This is a genomic window from Janthinobacterium foliorum (assembly GCF_978021625.1).
In genome coordinates this window covers 634371-650950 of sequence record NZ_CDXDQE010000001.1, presented here as the reverse complement: position 1 = coordinate 650950, position 16580 = coordinate 634371, and the positions used below count along the sequence as shown (strand labels likewise).

The 16580-nt window shown below is 66.0% G+C and carries 17 protein-coding genes and 2 tRNA genes; 6 read left to right on the top strand and 13 right to left on the bottom strand.

Going from position 1 to position 16580, the window contains the following annotated elements:
- The first annotated feature begins 38 nt into the window (after positions 1-38).
- On the top strand, positions 39-3350 hold the full coding sequence (locus tag ACZ92H_RS02945; RefSeq protein ID WP_465048096.1) for a S41 family peptidase: 3312 nt from the start codon (positions 39-41) through the stop codon (positions 3348-3350).
- A 126-nt stretch (positions 3351-3476) separates the two neighbouring features.
- Here ACZ92H_RS02945 and ACZ92H_RS02940 read toward each other — a convergent pair whose 3' ends face one another.
- Genes ACZ92H_RS02940 through ACZ92H_RS02930 form a run of 3 tightly spaced genes read right to left on the bottom strand, consistent with a single transcriptional unit; the run spans position 3477 to position 5588 of the window.
- Positions 3477-4199, bottom strand: a complete 723-nt coding sequence (locus ACZ92H_RS02940) for an arginyltransferase (RefSeq protein ID WP_131371585.1) — start codon at positions 4197-4199, stop codon at positions 3477-3479.
- Positions 4200-4259: 60 nt separating this feature from the next.
- On the bottom strand, positions 4260-4976 hold the full coding sequence (aat, locus tag ACZ92H_RS02935) for a leucyl/phenylalanyl-tRNA--protein transferase (protein ID WP_131371582.1): 717 nt from the start codon (positions 4974-4976) through the stop codon (positions 4260-4262).
- A 12-nt stretch (positions 4977-4988) separates the two neighbouring features.
- A complete protein-coding gene (locus ACZ92H_RS02930) occupies positions 4989-5588 on the bottom strand; it encodes an NUDIX hydrolase (protein WP_465048097.1) in 600 nt (199 codons plus the stop codon).
- Between the two features lie 198 nt (positions 5589-5786).
- Here ACZ92H_RS02930 and ACZ92H_RS02925 point away from each other — a divergent pair.
- Together ACZ92H_RS02925 and ACZ92H_RS02920 are read left to right on the top strand one after the other, a co-directional pair.
- A tRNA-Met gene (locus tag ACZ92H_RS02925) sits at positions 5787-5863 on the top strand.
- A 288-nt stretch (positions 5864-6151) separates the two neighbouring features.
- A tRNA-Met gene (locus tag ACZ92H_RS02920) sits at positions 6152-6228 on the top strand.
- A gap of 65 nt (positions 6229-6293) precedes the next feature.
- Here the strand turns inward: ACZ92H_RS02920 and ACZ92H_RS02915 are convergent.
- Complete coding sequence (locus tag ACZ92H_RS02915) at positions 6294-7076, bottom strand: helix-turn-helix transcriptional regulator (RefSeq protein WP_465048098.1); 783 nt, start codon at positions 7074-7076, stop codon at positions 6294-6296.
- A gap of 109 nt (positions 7077-7185) precedes the next feature.
- Between ACZ92H_RS02915 and ACZ92H_RS02910 the strand changes: the two genes are divergently transcribed.
- Positions 7186-8382, top strand: coding sequence for an MFS transporter (locus tag ACZ92H_RS02910; protein WP_465048099.1), 1197 nt, complete (start codon positions 7186-7188; stop codon positions 8380-8382).
- Between the two features lie 49 nt (positions 8383-8431).
- Positions 8432-8953, top strand: a complete 522-nt coding sequence (gene mug, locus ACZ92H_RS02905; protein WP_465048100.1) for a G/U mismatch-specific DNA glycosylase — start codon at positions 8432-8434, stop codon at positions 8951-8953.
- Positions 8954-8996: 43 nt separating this feature from the next.
- Here mug and ACZ92H_RS02900 read toward each other — a convergent pair whose 3' ends face one another.
- From ACZ92H_RS02900 to ACZ92H_RS02880, 5 genes are all read right to left on the bottom strand, one after another.
- On the bottom strand, positions 8997-9782 hold the full coding sequence (locus ACZ92H_RS02900) for an anti-sigma factor family protein (RefSeq protein ID WP_465048101.1): 786 nt from the start codon (positions 9780-9782) through the stop codon (positions 8997-8999).
- A complete protein-coding gene (locus tag ACZ92H_RS02895; RefSeq protein WP_465048102.1) occupies positions 9779-10300 on the bottom strand; it encodes an RNA polymerase sigma factor in 522 nt (173 codons plus the stop codon). The genes ACZ92H_RS02900 and ACZ92H_RS02895 overlap by 4 nt, the downstream gene beginning before the upstream one ends.
- 15 nt (positions 10301-10315) lie before the next feature.
- Positions 10316-10690: a COG4315 family predicted lipoprotein gene (locus tag ACZ92H_RS02890; RefSeq protein ID WP_131371562.1), complete on the bottom strand. Its 375-nt coding sequence runs from the start codon at positions 10688-10690 to the stop codon at positions 10316-10318.
- Between the two features lie 56 nt (positions 10691-10746).
- Entirely contained in the window at positions 10747-11670 is a 924-nt protein-coding gene (locus ACZ92H_RS02885; RefSeq protein ID WP_465048103.1) for a DNA-3-methyladenine glycosylase family protein, read from the bottom strand.
- Between the two features lie 69 nt (positions 11671-11739).
- On the bottom strand, positions 11740-12747 hold the full coding sequence (locus ACZ92H_RS02880) for an XdhC family protein (RefSeq protein WP_465048104.1): 1008 nt from the start codon (positions 12745-12747) through the stop codon (positions 11740-11742).
- A gap of 100 nt (positions 12748-12847) precedes the next feature.
- Between ACZ92H_RS02880 and ACZ92H_RS02875 the strand changes: the two genes are divergently transcribed.
- On the top strand, positions 12848-12988 hold the full coding sequence (locus ACZ92H_RS02875) for a hypothetical protein (protein WP_465048105.1): 141 nt from the start codon (positions 12848-12850) through the stop codon (positions 12986-12988).
- Positions 12989-13019: 31 nt separating this feature from the next.
- Here ACZ92H_RS02875 and ACZ92H_RS02870 read toward each other — a convergent pair whose 3' ends face one another.
- From ACZ92H_RS02870 to lspA, 4 genes are all read right to left on the bottom strand, one after another.
- Positions 13020-14075, bottom strand: a complete 1056-nt coding sequence (locus ACZ92H_RS02870; RefSeq protein WP_465048106.1) for a M48 family metalloprotease — start codon at positions 14073-14075, stop codon at positions 13020-13022.
- A 199-nt stretch (positions 14076-14274) separates the two neighbouring features.
- Positions 14275-14724 carry a dUTP diphosphatase gene (gene dut / locus ACZ92H_RS02865; protein ID WP_131371551.1) on the bottom strand — a complete coding sequence of 150 codons (450 nt, stop codon included), beginning with the start codon at positions 14722-14724 and terminating at the stop codon, positions 14275-14277.
- 24 nt (positions 14725-14748) lie between these two features.
- Positions 14749-15969 (bottom strand): bifunctional phosphopantothenoylcysteine decarboxylase/phosphopantothenate--cysteine ligase CoaBC, encoded by a 1221-nt coding sequence (gene coaBC / locus ACZ92H_RS02860; protein ID WP_465048107.1) that lies wholly within the window; start codon positions 15967-15969, stop codon positions 14749-14751.
- 21 nt (positions 15970-15990) lie between these two features.
- Positions 15991-16497 carry a signal peptidase II gene (lspA, locus tag ACZ92H_RS02855; protein ID WP_131371545.1) on the bottom strand — a complete coding sequence of 169 codons (507 nt, stop codon included), beginning with the start codon at positions 16495-16497 and terminating at the stop codon, positions 15991-15993.
- Between the last annotated feature and the right edge of the window lie 83 nt (positions 16498-16580).

Sequence of the window (16580 nt, the reverse complement as noted above, 5' to 3'; positions counted from 1 at the left end):
TTTTCTCTGTTCTCTTTACCTTACAAGCGAGACATCGATTGAAAAAGACACGCATTTTGACCGCCATCGCGGCCGCCAGCGCACTGCTGCTGAGCCACCCGGCCCTGGCCTTGCCGAATACCCAGGACACCCGCATGCTGAGCGAGCCGGCCGTCTCCAGCCGCCATATCGCCTTCATCTATGCGGGCGACCTGTGGCTGTCGAACCTGGACGGCGGCGGCGCGCGGCGCCTGACGTCGGACCTGGGCGACAAGTCCAATCCCGTGTTCTCGCCCGATGGCAGCCTGATCGCGTATAGCGCGAACATCGATGGCAATGTCGACGTGTATGTGATCGCGGCGGCGGGCGGCGTGCCGCGCCGCCTGACCTTCCATCCGGGCGCCGACCTGGCGCAGGCGTTTACGCCCGATGGCCAGTCCGTGATGTTCACCTCGCCCCGTGCCGCCTTCAACAACCGCTTCCAGAAGCTGTTTACGGTGCCGGTGGCGGGCGGCGTGGAAACGCAGCTGGAAATTCCCAACGCCTCGCGCGCCGCCTATTCGCCCGATGGCAAGCGCATCGCGTACAACCCCCTGATGCCCGCCTTCAAGCAGTGGAAACGCTACCGTGGCGGCACCAATTCCTGGCTGTGGCTGTTCTCGTCCAGCGACAAGTCGATCGAGAAAATCCCCCAGCCCGCCACGCGCTCGAACGACGTGGACCCGATGTGGCTGGGCGACACCGTGTACTTCCGCTCCGACCGCAACGGCGAATTCAACCTGTTTGCCTACGACGTGAAAAGCAAGGCCGTGCGCCAGCTGACGCAGCACGCGGATTTCCCCGTGCTGAACGCCTCGGCGGCGAACGGCAAGATCGTCTACGAGCAGGCCGGCTACCTGCACGCGTTCGACATCGCCAGCGGGCAGGCGCGCAAACTCACCATCGGCGTGGCCAGCGACCTGGGACAGACGCGCCCGCGCTGGGTCAAGAATGCGAAATACATCCGCGACGCCTCCATCTCGCCGTCCGGTGCCAGGGTCGCCTTCGAGTACCGGGGCGAGATCGTCACCATCCCCGCCGACAAGGGCGACGTGCGCAACCTGACGCAGACGGCCGGCGCCAACGAGCGCACGCCGATCTGGTCGCCCGATGGCCGCTCGGTGGCGTATTTCACGGACGAGTCGGGCGAATACGAGCTGCATGTGCGCGCGCAGGACGGCAAGGGCGCGGTGCGCAAGCTCAAGCTCAATGGCAGCGGCTTCTATGACAACGCCGTCTGGTCGCCCGACAGCAGGAAGATCGCATTCGCCGACAATGGCTGGAGCATGTACGTGATCGATGTCGGCACGGGCAAGGTGCAGAAGATCGCCACGGAACCGATGTATGGCGTCGACAAGAGCATGCGCGCCTCGTGGGCGCCCGATTCGCGCTGGCTGGCCTACACGCTCAACTCGCCCACCTACACGCGCAGCGCCTACATCTATTCCGTCGAGCAAAACAAGTCGATGCCGGTGACCGATGGCCTGTCCGACGTGGCCCAGCCCGTGTTCGACAAGAGCGGCAAGTACCTGTATTTCTTCGCCTCGACGAATGCGGGCCCCAGCAACAACTGGTTCTCGCAGCAGAACGAAGACAATCTGGTGACGCGCACCGTCTGGATGGCCGTGCTGCGGCGCGACCTGCCATCGCCGCTGATCAAGGAAAGCGACGAGGAAAAGGCCGCCAGCGTGGATGCCAAAAAAGACACGGCCAAGGCGGAACCGGAGGCGAAGAACGAACCGAAGATCGATCCGAAGACGGGCCGCGACGATCCGAAAGTCGTGGTGGCGCCGGTGGCGCCGATCCGCATCGACTTCGACGGCATCGCCACGCGCATCGTCGACCTGCCGCTGCCGGCCGCACAGTTCTCCAGTCTGACGGCCGGCGCCGCAGGACAGATCTTCCTGCTGCGCGAAAGCGATGGCAAGAAGGCCGTGCAGCGCTTCGACCTGAAGGATCGCAAGGCGGAAACGGTGGTGGCGGAAGCCGATGACTTCGACGTGTCGGCCGATGGCAAGAAGCTGCTGTACCGCCAGAAGGATAACTGGGCCATGGGCTCCGCCACGGGCAAGCTGCTGGCGCCCGGCGAAGGCAAGATCAAGGTCGACGCCATCGAAGTGAAAGCTGATCCGCGCGCCGAATGGACGCAGATTTTCAACGAGGTGTGGCGCATCAACCGCGATTATTTCTATGATCCGGGCATGCACGGCGTGGACTGGAAGGCCATGCGCGACAAATACGCTGTCTTCCTGCCCGAGCTGTCGAGCCGCGCCGACCTGAATCGATTGATACAGTGGATGTGCAGCGAACTGGCCGTGGGCCACCACCGCGGCGGCGGCGGCGATGATTTCATCGAGGCGAAGAAGGTGCCGGGTGGCTTGCTGGGCGCCGACTATGAAGTGAGCAACGGCCACTATCGTTTCAAGAAAGTGTACGGCGGCTTGAACTGGAATCCGGCCCTGCGCGCGCCCCTGACGGAGCCTGGCCTGAACGTGCAGGCGGGCGAATACCTGCTGGCCGTCGACAGCCGCCCATTGGCGCCGCCGACGAATCTCTACAGCGCTTTTGAAAACACGGCCGGCAAGGCCATCGACCTGACGGTCGGGCCGTCTGCCGACGGCAAGGGCGCGCGCACCATCACCGTGGTGCCCGTGCCGAGCGAGGATGCCTTGCGCAACCGCGACTGGATCGAAGGCAATATGCGCAAGGTGAATGCGGCCACGGGCGGCAAGGTGGCGTACGTGTACGTGCCCAATACGGCGGGGCTGGGCCACACCTACTTCAAGCGCTATTTCTTCCCGCAGGCGGACAAGCAGGCCATCATCGTCGACGAGCGTTTCAATGGCGGCGGCAGCGTGGCCGATTACTACATCGAGATCCTGCAGAAGAAGGAAATCGCCTGGTGGACCATGCGCTATGGCGCCGACATGAAGACGCCGTCGGCTTCCATCCAGGGGCCGCGCGCCATGCTGATCGACGAAACGGCCGGCTCGGGCGGCGACCTGCTGCCGTGGATGTTCCGCAAAAATAACATGGGTCCGCTGATCGGCAAGGCGACCTGGGGCGGCCTGGTAGGCATCCTGGGCTTCCCCGTGCTGATGGACGGCGGCACGATCACGGCGCCGAACCTGGCGTTCTGGACACGCGAAAATGGCTGGGGCGTGGAAAACGAAGGCGTGGCGCCCGATATCGAAGTCGAGCAAACACCGGCCGACATCATCGCCGGGCGTGATCCGCAGCTGGAAAAAGCCATCGAAGTGATCCAGGCCGAACTGGCGAAGAACCCGCCCGTGCGGCCCAAGCGTCCGGCGTTCCCGGACAAGAGCAAGTAGGTCGGCTTAGGCGCGCAGCGCCGTAATCCGACACCATTGTTGGCCCAGCAGTGTCGGATTACGCGGCGTACCGCCGCTAATCCGACCTACCTGACGAGGGGGCTGACCCCAGCATTAACCCCGGCATTACATGGTGACCCACTGCCCCTTGACGCGCGCTTCCAGCGGCTTGAAGTTGATTTTGTACGCCATCTTCGGACTCTGTTCGATCCAGTAGCCCAGGTAGATGTAGGGCAGGCCCAGTTCCTGTGCCTGGGCGATCTGCCACAGCACGTTGTAGGTGCCGTACGATGCGCCCGCCACGTCCGGGTCAAAAAACGTGTAGACGGAGGACAGGCCATCGGCCAGCACGTCGATGATGCTGACCATGCGCAGGGTGCCGTCCGGATCGCGGAATTCCACCAGGCGCGTGTTGACCCGGCTTTGCAGCAGGAACTGCGCGTACTGGTCGCGGCTGTCCTGGTCCATGCCGCCGCCCGCGTGGCGCGTGCTCTGGTAGCGCAGGTACAGTTCATAGTGCTCGTCCAGGAAGGAGAGCGTGGCCACGCCCGCCTGCAGGTCGGCATGCCGGCTCCAGGCGCGGCGCTGGTTGCGGTTCGGCGTGAACTCGCCCGTCACGACGCGCACGGGGATGCAGGCCTGGCAGCCGTCGCAATAGGGGCGGTAGGTGAAAATGCCGCTGCGGCGAAAGCCGTTGCGCACCAGTTCCGAATACACGTCGCTGTTGATCAGGTGCGAGGGCGTGGCCACCTGCGAGCGGGCCTGGCGGTCGTCCAGGTAGCTGCACGGGTAGGGCGCCGTCGTGTAGAACTGCAGGGTGGCAAACGGTAGTTCGTTCAGGTGCGTCATGCTGATCCTGTCTGGTCTGTCCGCGGCAATGAAAGCGTGCCTGGAGATATCATAACTTTTTTACGCAGGTGTTGCAGATTGCCAGTCCGTGATTTGCGCTGCTTCAATGGCGACGCGCAGATGGGCGAGGAACCGCGCGCGCGAAATGGGCGCCGCGCCCAGCGACGCCAGGTGTTTGGTTTCTTGCTGGCAGTCGATCATGGCCACGCCGCGCGCTTTCAAAAAACCCACGAGGTGGGCCAGCGCGATCTTCGAGCCATCCGTCACGCGCGCGAACATCGACTCGCCATAGAACATGCGCCCGATCGACACGCCATACGCGCCGCCCACCAGCTCCCCATCGCACCACAGTTCCGACGAGTGCGCGTAGCCCTGCTTGTGCAAGCCCGTGTAGCCGGCGATGATTTCGTCGGAAATCCAGGTGCCGGGGCCATCCTTGCGCGGTGCCGCGCAGGCGCGCATGACGGCTTCGAAATCACCGTCGAAGCGCAGCTGCCAGCGCCCGTCGGTGGCGGCGCTGCGCGCGACCTTGCGCAGCGTCTTGGCCAGGCTGTCGGATACCTTGAAGTGCTCCGTCATCAGCACCATGCGCGGATCGGTGCTCCACCATAAAATGGGCTGGCCTTCGGAAAACCAGGGGAAGATGCCGTGGCGGTAGGCGTCGAGCAGGCGCGCGGGCGACAGGTCGGCGCCGGCCGCCAGCAGGCCGGGCGCTTCGCCGGTCAGCGCGCGCGAGACGTCGGGGAAGGGCGTGTGGATGTCGAGCCAGGGGATCATGCGGCGACGGGATCAGGAAGTACGCTCGGCATCGGCATCGGCATCCGGGCGGGCCATCGGGCGCGTGATGTCGCCCGTATGGAAACCGTAGCTGCCGCCTTCGCGGATTTTGACGCGGTCGGCAAAGAACAGTTCCAGGGTGGCGCGGATGGTGGGGAAGGCCAGGTCATCCCAGGGAATCTGCGCTTCCGTAAACAGCTGCACTTCCAGGCTCTCGACGCCGGGCGCGAAATCGAGGTCGCGCAGGCGCGCCAGGTAGAACAGGTGCACCTGATGCACGCGCTGCACGTTGAGCAAGGAAAACAGGGGGCCCAGTTCGATATTCGCGCCCGCTTCCTCCACCGTTTCGCGCTCGGCCGCATCGGAGGTGGTCTCGTCGTTTTCCATGAAGCCGGCCGGCAGGGTCCAGTAGCCGTAGCGGGGCTCGATGGCGCGCTTGCACAGCAGTATCTGCAGCTGGCCATCCTGCTCCCACACGGGGATCGAGCCGACCACCATTTTCGGGTTCTGGTAATGGATGGCGTCGCAGTTGGCGCAGACATAGCGCGGACGGTTGTCGCCTTCCGGGATGGACAGGCTGACAGGATGGGCGCATTCGGAACAGAATTTCATGGGCAGGCTTGGGATCATGTTGGTGACTAGTGTAACGCTTACTGTACACCGATTGCATGCCGTGTGGCGTGACGGGCGAGCAGAATGCCGGCCCGTGAAGGCAGAACTTTTTAACACCCTGTGTAATTCAATGGCTCTATTGCAGTCGAAGTTGAGATAGCTATTGCCTAAGCCGGCGGTTTGCGCTTATAATTCTTGTGCGGGGTGGAGCAGTCTGGCAGCTCGTCGGGCTCATAACCCGAAGGTCACAGGTTCAAATCCTGTCCCCGCAACCAATTCGAAGCCGCTGATACTCGCAAGAGGGTCAGCGGTTTTTTCGTTGGCGGTGCATTGACCGGCCAGGTAGGTCGGATTGGCGCGCAAGCGCGTAATCCGACGCCGACGCCGACGCCGACCTGGGCCAACCATGCAGTCGCATTCATTGCGCGGCGTTCCGCCGCTAATCCCACCGACGCCGACTTTTTTCATTGCGCCCCGCCGGCAATGTTCCCCAACATGGGGCACGCATGAGATTGTCAATTCTGGCCCTTTACGCCCCGCAACAATCTGGTATATAATTCGCCTGCGGGGTGGAGCAGTCTGGCAGCTCGTCGGGCTCATAACCCGAAGGTCACAGGTTCAAATCCTGTCCCCGCAACCAATTCGAAGCCGCTGATTCCTCGCAAGAGGGTCGGCGGTTTTTTCGTTGTGCGCTGCTGCCTCTTCTTATGCTTGGCGCGCGTACACCACCAGCCGCAAGTGGCGGTCCGCATCGATGGTCAGCGAGGTGTGGTCATGGGCGATCTGCTCGCCGTCGATCTCCAGCTGGCGCACGCCTTCGCACGGCGCATGCACATCATGGCGGCGCCACCACAGCTTGAATTCGGGCGAGACTTTTTCCAGTTCCGCCACCAGCGCGTGGATGTCCGCTTCCTGCGTGGCGCGCGCATAGTCGCGGCGAAAGCTCGACAGCATCAGCGGCGCCTGCTCTTCCCAGCCGGCAAAGCGCTGGCGCAGCAGCGGGTCGGTAAACAGCAGCCACAGCAGGTTGCGCCGCGAGGCGGCATGCGCGCCAAAGCCGAACAGGGCGCCGGCGTGCGCATTGAACGCGAGCACGTCCCAACGCAGGTTGAGGACGTAGGCCGGGTGCGCCAGTTCATGCATCAGGCGGCGCACCAGCGGCGGCACCACGCAAAACGTCTTGCCTTCTTCGGCGGGCGGACGCGCGTGCGCCAGCAGGAACAGGTGGCGGCGCTCGCCCGCATCGAGTCTGAGCACTTCGGCCAGCTTGTCGAGAAAGGCGCTGGAGACGCCGATGTCGCGTCCCTGTTCCAGCCAGGTGTACCAGGTCAGCCCCACGCCCGCCAGCGCCGCCACTTCTTCGCGGCGCAAGCCCGGCGTGCGCCGCCGCCCGCCGCCGGGCAGGCCCACGGCTTCCGGCGAGAGCCGCGCGCGCCCGGCCTGCAGGTAGGCGGCCAATTCGTGGCGGGTGCGTTGCAAGGTGCGCATGGTGCTGTCTTTCAAATGAGCCTGTTGCTGCAAGTAATAGCATAAACAGTTAAATTGTAATTGTTTATATTGTATTCCAGAATGCCAGCTTTCTTCCTGAAAGCGCTCCATGCTTGATGCTTCCTCCTCCGGTACGCGTGTAACCACCGCGCTGCCTGCCACCGTCTACCTGATCGCCATGGGCGCCTTCGCGCTGGGCATGGCGTCGTACGTGACGGCGGGCCTGATGCCGATGATTGCCGGCGCCTTTTCCGTCTCCGTGGCGATGGCCGCGCAGCTGGTGACGGCGTTCACCCTGGCCTACGGGCTTGGTTCGCCGCTGGCCGTGGCCTTGCTGCCGGCGCGCGCGCAGCGCTCCGGCCTGCTGTGGGCGCTGGCCGTGTTCGTGCTGGCAAATGGCGGCAGCGCGCTGGCGCCCGGTTTTGCCAGTTTGCTGGCCTTGCGCGCCATCGCCGGCATCGGCGCGGGGGTGTACCTGGCGCTGGGCATTGCGGCGGCGGCGGGCGTGGCGGCGCCGCAGCAGCGGGGCAAGGCCATCGGCGTGATCATGGGCGGCATGGCCAGCGGCACGGTGCTGGGCGTGCCGCTGAGTTTGCTGCTGGCGCAGCAGCTGGGCTGGGCGGCCGCCCTGTGGCTGGTGGCGGTGCTGGGCGCGCTGGCGCTGGCGGGCTTGCTGTGGAAGCTGCCCGCGCTGCCGGCCGCGCCGCCCATCGCGCTGCGCCGCAAGCTGGCCTTGCTGGCGGACGGGCAGGTGCTGGCCATGCTGCTGGTGTCCCTGCTGGCGGCCATCGCCAGCCTGGGCATGTACACGTTTGTCGCGCCGCTGCTGGCCTGGTCCGCGCAGGGCGAGGCGCTTTCCGTCACGCCTTTCCTGTGGGCCTGGGGCGTGGGCGGCATCGCCGGCAGCATCCTGGTCGGGCCGCTGGCCGACAGGCTGTCCGCACCGGGGCTGACCTTGTACATTCTGCTGTTGCTGGCGCTGGCCCTGGGCACGCTGCCGCTGGCGGCAGGCTGGTCGGCGTGGCTGATGCTGGCGCCGATCATGCTGTGGGGCGCGGCCGGCTGGGCCCTGCAAGTGCCGCAGAACCAGCAGCTGCTGGCCGCGCGCGCCGGGCAGGGCGACGGCAACCTGGCCATCGCCCTCAACGAGTCGGCGCTGTACCTGGGCAGCGCCATCGGCGCCGCGGCCGGCGGCGTGCTGCTCTTGCTGGACTGGTCCGCGTGGTCCCTGGCCTTGGGCGCTGCGGCGGTGGCGGTCATGGCGGTCCTGCTGCAGCTGGCACAGCGGTGCAGGCACGGCAAGTGAGCCCCGCCGCATTCTTCTATACTGCAGCTCCTTGCACAGGAGCGTAGCCATGTCACACAGTACAACGGCGCCGGGTTTGCCCGATATTCTCGGCCCCGGCTTGCAGGTGGTGTTTTGCGGCCTCAATCCCGGCGTGGACGCGGCCGTGGCCGGCCACCATTTCCTCGGCCGCGGCAACCGTTTCTGGACCGTTCTGCACCTGGCCGGTTTCACCCCGCACCAGCTGGCGCCGCAGGATGACCGCAGCGTGCTGGAATTTGGCCTGGGCCTGACGGCGGCCGTCGCGCGTCCGACGCAGCGGGCGGACCAGGTCGGGACAAACGAATTCGCGCAGGCGGCGACGGGCTTGCAGCAAAAACTGGCGCTGGCCCAGCCGCAGTGGATCGCCTTCCTGGGCAAGGCCGCGTATGCGGCGATGACGGGCAAGCGTCGAGTGGACTGGGGCGAGCAGGCGGAACGCTTCGGCGGTGCGCGCGCCTGGATACTGCCCAACCCCAGCGGACTCAATCGCGGCTATTCGACGAAGCGGCTGGCCGAGGCGTATGCGGAACTCCGGCGCGCGCTGGCTTGATATCGGATCGGCGTGCGGCGCACTTGCGCATGGATGGACGGGGTCAGCGCGGCTGTTCCAGCTGTGCGTACACGGCATTGGCGATCCTGCCCAGCTCCTTTTTCGGCAGGTTCGCCGAGAGGGCGTAGCCGAGCTGGCCGTCGATCCAGTAAAACACGCCGAGGTCCTTTTCCTGCGTATAGCGGAAGGCCGTTTCCTGCCGCCCGGCCCGCTCTTTCGCCACATACAGGGTCAGGCGCTGGCCTTTGCCATCTTCATACATGAACTGCGCCACGGGACCGTCGCCGTCGCCGGGCAGCAAACGCCCGCCGATCAACTGGTAGCCGAGCGGCGACAGCGCGGGCGGCTGCAGCTTGCTGCCCAGGCGTTTCGACAGCCACTGCACCAGGTGCGCTTCCTGTTCCGCGCCCACTTCGACGGGGTGGCGCACTTCGGGGGTGTAGACGGCGTGGGCGATGGCGGCGCTGCGCGCCAGGGACAGCGGGCCGGCGCTGGCGGCCGCTCCTTCGCCGCCGCGCAGCAGCCAGCCGCCGGCGCCGCCCGCGACCACCAGCACGACGGCGGCTGCCGCCTGCATGGCGTGGCGGCGCCAGGCGCCGTTGGCCGCCGGCGGCGCGGCCGCCTGCAGCAGCGCTGGCGGCATGGCGGCGTCCAGCACCGGGTCGAACAGGGCGCGCAACTGCCGGTTCTGTTCGCGCCAAGCCTCCACCCGGGTGGCATCGTCCGGATGCGCGCGCAGGTGGGCGTCGACGGCGGCGCGCTGGTCTTCGGGCAGGACGCCGTCGGCCAGGGCGTGCAATTGCGCTTCGCGGATGGCTTGCGTAGTCATTTCACGACTTTCAGGGTGGGCGCGCCGTGGCCGCTGGCGGGGCGGCCATCGAGCAGTGCGCGCAGTTTCTCGCGCCCGCGCGACAGGCGCGACATGACGGTGCCGACGGGGATCCCCAGGGTGGCCGCCACCTGCTCGTACGGCATCTGTTCCAGCGCGACGAGCAGGATCACTTCGCGCTGGCCCAGCGGCAGGCGGGCCAGCGCCGCATCCATCTCGCCGATGGCGATGGCTTGCCCCGGCGCGCGCTCGGGCGCGGGCAGCAGGGCGTCGTCGTCGAGTTCCTGCAGCGCCAGGCCGGGACGGCGCAATCGGTCCATGTGCAGGTTATGCATGATGGAAAACAGCCAGGGCCGCATCTCGCCGCCCCGCTGCCACTGATGCAGCTTGCGCCAGGCCCGCTCCACGGTGTCCTGCACCAGGTCGTCCGCATGCAGGGCGCCCGCCAGCGCGCGCGCATAGCGGCGCAGGCCCGGCAGGCACGCTTGCAGCTGGCGGCTGTCGTCGAATGCGGTCATGGCGGCGCAGGATGGTTATGGCTTGACGACGTGCCACACGTTCTTGACATTGTCGCCCGCCATGTCGCCCGGCTTCTTGTCTTCCTTGTACAGGTACAGCGGCTTGCCCTTGTAGGTCAGCTGCATGGCGCCATTGTCCTCGCGCTTGATGCTGCCGTACGGCGCGGCAGGCGCCGCTTCGGTGGCGATGACGGCGGGCCAGGCGACCAGGCAGCCGCCGCTGCAGGCGCTCTTGCCGCTGTCGGCCACGTCCTTGTCGAACACATACACGGTCATGCCGCTGGCGTTGACGAGCATGCCGTTGGCGGGCATGGCGTCGGCGGCGAAGGCCAGCGGGGCGGACAGCAGGGCGGCAAGAGCGGTCAGGGCAAAAGTGGTGGTAAGGCGCATGATGGTCTCCTTGGTTGTGGTGGGCTTGCAAGGGATAGACGCCTGCCGCCCGCCGTTTATTCCCGCGCCGGCAAACTATTTTTTGCCGGCGCATGCAGGCTGGCCCACAGGTGGGCGGCGGCCATGGTGCGGTGCGGCGCGTACTGGCGCAGCCACTGCTCCGTGCGCGCCATGTCCGGCTTGGCCTCCTCGCCCAGCAGTTTTTGCAGTGCGGCGCGGATGGCCACGTCGCCATGCAGCGAGCAGTCGGCATGGCCGTAACCGCGCAGCAGCGCGTAATTGACGGTCCACGGGCCGATGCCCTTCACGGCCAGCAGCGATTGCGAGATGGCGGCCACGTCGCCGGACTTCGGCAGTTCCAGCGACAGCGTCCCGTCATCGACGAGGCGCGCCAGGCGCAGCACGGTTTCCGCCTTGGCGCGCGAGAATTTGCGGCTCGTCAAATCCTCGATGGCCAGCCGCGCCACGTCGCGCGCCTCCGGATAGCACCACAGGCCGCTGCTGTGCCGGCGCCCCGCCTGCAGGATGAAGGTGCGGCGCAGGGAAATGGCGAACGGCAGGTTGATCTGCTGGCCGATGATGGCCCAGGTCAGCGCCTCGAAGGGGCTGGCCGATTGCACGATGCGCAGGCCCGGGTTGCGGCCGACCAGCGGTGCCAGCAGCGGGTCGCCGGCGGCCAGCTGCGCGAACGGCTGCGGGTCGATGCGCAGGCCGAGAATGTTGAGCAGGGCGCCATGCAGCGGTGTTTGCAACGCGGCGGCGGCATCGGCGTCGCCATCGATCTCGGCGCGGCAGACGGCCGCGGCGTCCGTGAAGGTCACGTCCAGCACCACAGGCACGCCGGCAAGCAGGATGCCCTTGCGCAGGCCCGCAGGCGTGACCTGCTCCGCCACGGCTTCGCCGTCGCGGCTGTGGAAGGCGATGACATCGTCGCGGCGGTAGCCGGGGGGCAGGGGGAGCGTCCAGTGCAGCAGGGTCATGGTGGCTAAAAATGAGGGAAGGTAGCAGGGGTGCGCCGCCGGCGCATCTCGTTTCTTGCTTGTCAGGCGTCAGCGCACGCAGAGGTCAGGATTGGGCGGCGTCAAGGCGGCCGCGTGCTGGATCTGCAGCGCATCCGGCACGCCATTTTTGACGGCCGTCAGTTCGGCCAGGATGGAAATGGCGATTTCGGCCGGCGTCTTGCTGCCGATGTACAGGCCGATGGGGGCGTGCAGGCGCGCCAGCTGTTCCGCGCTGACGTCGAACTGCAGCAGCCGTTCGCGCCGCTTGGCGTTATTCGCGCGCGAGCCGATGGCGCCCACGTAAAAGGCCGGGGATTTGAGGGCTTCCATCAGGGCCAGGTCGTCGAGCTTGGGGTCGTGCGTGAGGGCGACGACGGCGCTGCGGCTGTCGAGCTTTAATTCCAGCACGAGGTCGTCGGGCATGGCGTGCAGCAGGGGCACGCCGGGCACGTTCCAGCCGCCGCGGTATTCCTCGCGCGGGTCGCAGACGATGACGTGGTAATCCATGGCCGTGGCGATTTGCGCCACGAAGCGCGACAGCTGGCTGGCGCCGATGATCAGCAGGCGCCAGCGCGGGCCGTGCTGGGTGGTGAGCACGTCGTTGTCCAGGGCCAGCACGGCGCCTGGGACGGCGCGCTGCAGGGTGACGGCGCCGCCGTGCAGGTCGAGGCGGCGTTCGACCAGTTCATGGGCTTCCAGGCGCGCCAGCAGTTCGGCCACGCCGCTGCCCGCATGCAGCGGTTCGATGGCCAGCTCGATGGTGCCGCCGCAGGGCAGGCCGAAGCGGTGCGCCTCGTCGGCGCTGATGCCGTAGCTGACGATTTCCGGCCGCGTGCGCACGATGCCGTGCAGGCGCACGGTGTCGATCAGGTCATCCTCGATGCAGCCGCCGGACACGGAACCGACCACCGTGCCATCGTCGCAGATGGCCAGGGTGGCGCCCACGGGACGGGGGCTGGAACCCCAGGTCTTGATGACGGTGACGAGTTCGCAGCGCCGCCCGGCGGCGAGCCAGGCGGCGCTGGTTTTCAGAACTTCAAGGTCGATGCTGTCCATGGCGCGCGCAGTTTGCTTGCCGCGCGGGGGCGGCAAAGTATGGAAGTTTCTTCAATATTGTGGCTATACTACGCTCTCCAACAGCCTGCGGAGAGTTTTCATGTCAAACGAGCGCGAGACCCAAGACGACGGCATCCCCAAGTTCGGCAAGCTGCTCATCGCCCTGTTCCTGGCGGTGGTGTTTTGCGGCGCCCTGACCTGGATCATGGGCACCTACTTCCCCAATTTCCCGGGCGCCTGAGCAAACCTGCCGCGTCAGGCGTCCTGGGTGCTCAAGGCTTGATGGGCTTCTTCGCCGCCTGCTTGGCGCGCACGTCGGCCACGGCGCGGTTGATGGCTGCCATGCGCGAGTTGGTGCCAGGGTGCAGGGCCGTGTAGCCGTTGGCCACCGTGGCCGGCACCTGGGTGGCCAGGTTTTGCCAGAAGCGGGCGGCGTTGTCGATATTGTAGCCGGCGCGCGCCAGCAGGTAGATGGCCAGGGCGTCGGCCTGGGCATCGAGTTCCTGCGGCATGGCCTTGATGCCGGCGGCGCCCGTCAGCATCGACACGTCGGGCTGCACGGCGCCCAGGCTGTCGATGATGCTGCCGGAAGTGCCCGCCGTGCGCTGGCTGCGCGCGTGGTCAAGGATGTTGTGCGCCATTTCGCGGGCGATGACAAAGGCGATGCCTTCGTCGTTTTGCGCCGCGCCGATCATGCCGCGCGTGAGCATGATGCGCGCGCCGTCAGAATATGCATTGATATTGTCCGCATTGCCGAGGGCGACGCGGAAGGCGCAGGCGCGCGTGACGGGAATTTTCAGGTCCTGCTGCTGTCCCTCGCGGGCGATAGTCATGTTCAGGCTGGCGCTCTTGGACGCCAGCGGGCCGACGATGGCGCCGAACGGGCCTTCCGCCTTGGGGCCGGCCGGCAGCGGCTTGCCTTCGGCGGCCAGCAAGGCGTCGCCCTTGCGCAGGCCGGCGCGCGCGGCGCCGCTGCCCGGCAGCACGCCGGATACCTGCATCTGCTCGCCGTAGCCCAGCGCCGCCTGCGCCGCGTCGGCGTAGATGCCCGGGTAGGAATATTTGTTCTGCGCCGTGAAGCCCAGCAGGTTGCGCGCATACGTCTTGCACAGGTCCGCATTGTTGATCAGCAGGGGCGCCGAGACTTTCGACAGGCGGTCCTGCAGCGCCACCATCCTGACCAGTTCTTCCTGCGCCGCCTTTTGCTGCGCCGTCAGGGCGGGCGCGTCGGGTGCCGGCACCACGTTGAACGGGCCGCTGACATGCGTGGCCGGGGTGGTGCAGCCGGTGAGGATGGCCGCACTGGCCAGCAGGAGGGGAGTGGCCAATCGGCGCAGCGAAGTTTGGGCTGAGATCAGATGGCGTAAGCCTGGCATAAACTATTCCTTCTTGTCGCTCCTGACAAAACCTGCTGCGCGACGCGATTTGCGGCCTCCGATGCTCGCTGCCTCGGCGGCCCCGTGCATTCGCACAGCTGCGCTTCTCAGGCACAAATCACATCCGCTCGCTACGCTTTGTCAGTCGCTGTTAATGTTTTCCGGTGCTGCCGAAACCGCCAACACCGCGTTCGCTGTCGCCGAATTCCTCGACGACGTTAAAGCCCACTTGCAGCACCGGCACGATAATCAGCTGCGCCAGGCGTTCCATGGGGTTGAGCGTGAAAGCGCTCTGGCCCCGGTTCCAGGTCGATACCATCAGCTGGCCCTGGTAATCGGAGTCGATCAAGCCTACCAGATTCCCCAGCACGATGCCGTTTTTATGGCCCATGCCGCTGCGCGGCAGGATCATGGCCGCATATGACGGGTCGCCGATGTGGATGGCCAGGCCGGTGGGAATGAGCACCGTCTGTCCCGCTTCGATGGTGATGGCTTCGTCGATGCAGGCGCGCAGGTCGAGTCCCGCGCTGCCCGGGGTGGCGTAGGCCGGCAGCATTTCTTGCATGCGGGCGTCGAGGATCTTGATGTCGATATTTTTCATTGAAGCTAAAGCGTATAAAAAGGGTTATTTGAGCAGCGAATTGCGCGCCAGGCGCTTGGAAATTTCCGAAATCAGCTGGCGTGCCAGGTTCAGTTTCGAGGCGCGCGGCAGCACGGTATGGCCTTCCTCATCGAAGAGGATGATGGTGTTGTCGTCCTGGCCGAAGGTGTTCTGGCCGATATTGCCGACCAGCAGGGGGATGCCCTTTTTCTCGCGCTTGGTCGAGCCGAATTCCACCAGGTTTTCCGATTCGGCGGCGAAGCCGACGCAGTACGGATAGCCGGCCAGGTTGGTGCGCGCCGCAACAGTGGCCAGGATGTCGGGATTCTGCGCGAACTGCAGCTCCGGCACGGAGCCGTCGGCCTGCTTCTTCATTTTCTGTTCGCTGGCGTTGACGACCCGCCAGTCGGCCACGGCGGCGACGGCGACGAAGACATGCTGGTCGTCGACGTGGGCCAGCACGGCATCATGCATCTGCTGCGCGCTTTGCACATTGATGCGGCGCACGCCGAACGGCGCGTCCAGCGCCGTGGGGCCGGAAATGAGCAGCACCTCGGCGCCCGCTTCACGCGCCGCGCGCGCCACCGCATAGCCCATCTTGCCCGAGGACAGATTGGTGATGCCGCGCACGGGGTCGATGGCTTCGAAGGTGGGGCCGGCCGTGACCAGCACGCGCTTGCCCGCCAGGACCTTCGGCTGGAAGGCGGCGATCAGTTCCGTCAGCAGCTGTTCCGGTTCCAGCATGCGGCCCAGGCCCGTTTCGCCGCAGGCCTGGTCGCCCGCGGCGGGGCCCAGCAGCTTGATGCCGTCGTCGCGCAGCTGCTGCACGTTGCGCTGCGTGGCGGGGTTCTGCCACATTTCCACGTTCATGGCCGGCGCCACCAGCAGGGGCAGGTGGGCCGGGCGGGCCAGGCACAGGGTCGAGAGCAGGTCGTCGCACACGCCGTGCGCCAGCTTGCGCATGAAGTCGGCCGAACACGGCGCGATCAGGATGGCGTCCGCATGGCGCGTCAGGTCGATATGCGCCATGTTGTTGGCCACGCGCGCATCCCACTGGCTGCTGTGCACGGGGTGGCCGGACAGCGCCTGCATCGTCACGGCCGTGATGAAATGGCTGGCCGCATCCGTCATCACCACTTGCACCGAGGCGCCCGCCTTGGTGAGCGCGCGGCACAGTTCCGCCGCCTTGTAGCAGGCGACGCCGCCCGAGAGTCCCAGGACGATTTTTTTGCCGGACAATTCCATGCCGTTCTCCCGCAGTCGTGATTACTTGTTTACCCGGCGCAGTTCATCGATGATGAACAGGGCCGCGCCGATGCAGATGGCGCTGTCGGCGATATTGAAAGCGGGGAAATGGCCCCAGCTCTTCCAGTGAAAATCGAGGAAATCGACCACGTGGCCGTAGATCAGGCGGTCGATGGCATTGCCCAGCGCACCGCCGAGTATCAGCGCCAGGGCCCAGCAGAACATGCGCTGGCCCGCGTGCTTCTTCAGCAGGTAGACGATGTAGATGGCGGCCGCCAGGGCGATGCCGGTGAAGAAATAGCGCTGCCAGCCGCCCTGGTCGGACAGGAAGCTGAACGCGGCGCCCTTGTTATACGCCAGCACCAGGTTGAAGTACGAAGTGATGACCTTTTCCTGTGCATAGCTGAAGGTCTTCAGGATCGTGATCTTGGTGATCTGGTCAAACAGGATGACGATGGCGGCGATACCCAGCCAGGGTACCAGGGAAGACGATGACGATTTCGATGAAAAACGGTTTTTAGTGGCCATATTTTTCCAGGGAAGATAAAGCCGCCGCTGTCCTTGCAGGCAGCGGCGGTGGGAGCGGTGCAGGAGTCATCCTGCCCCGGCTT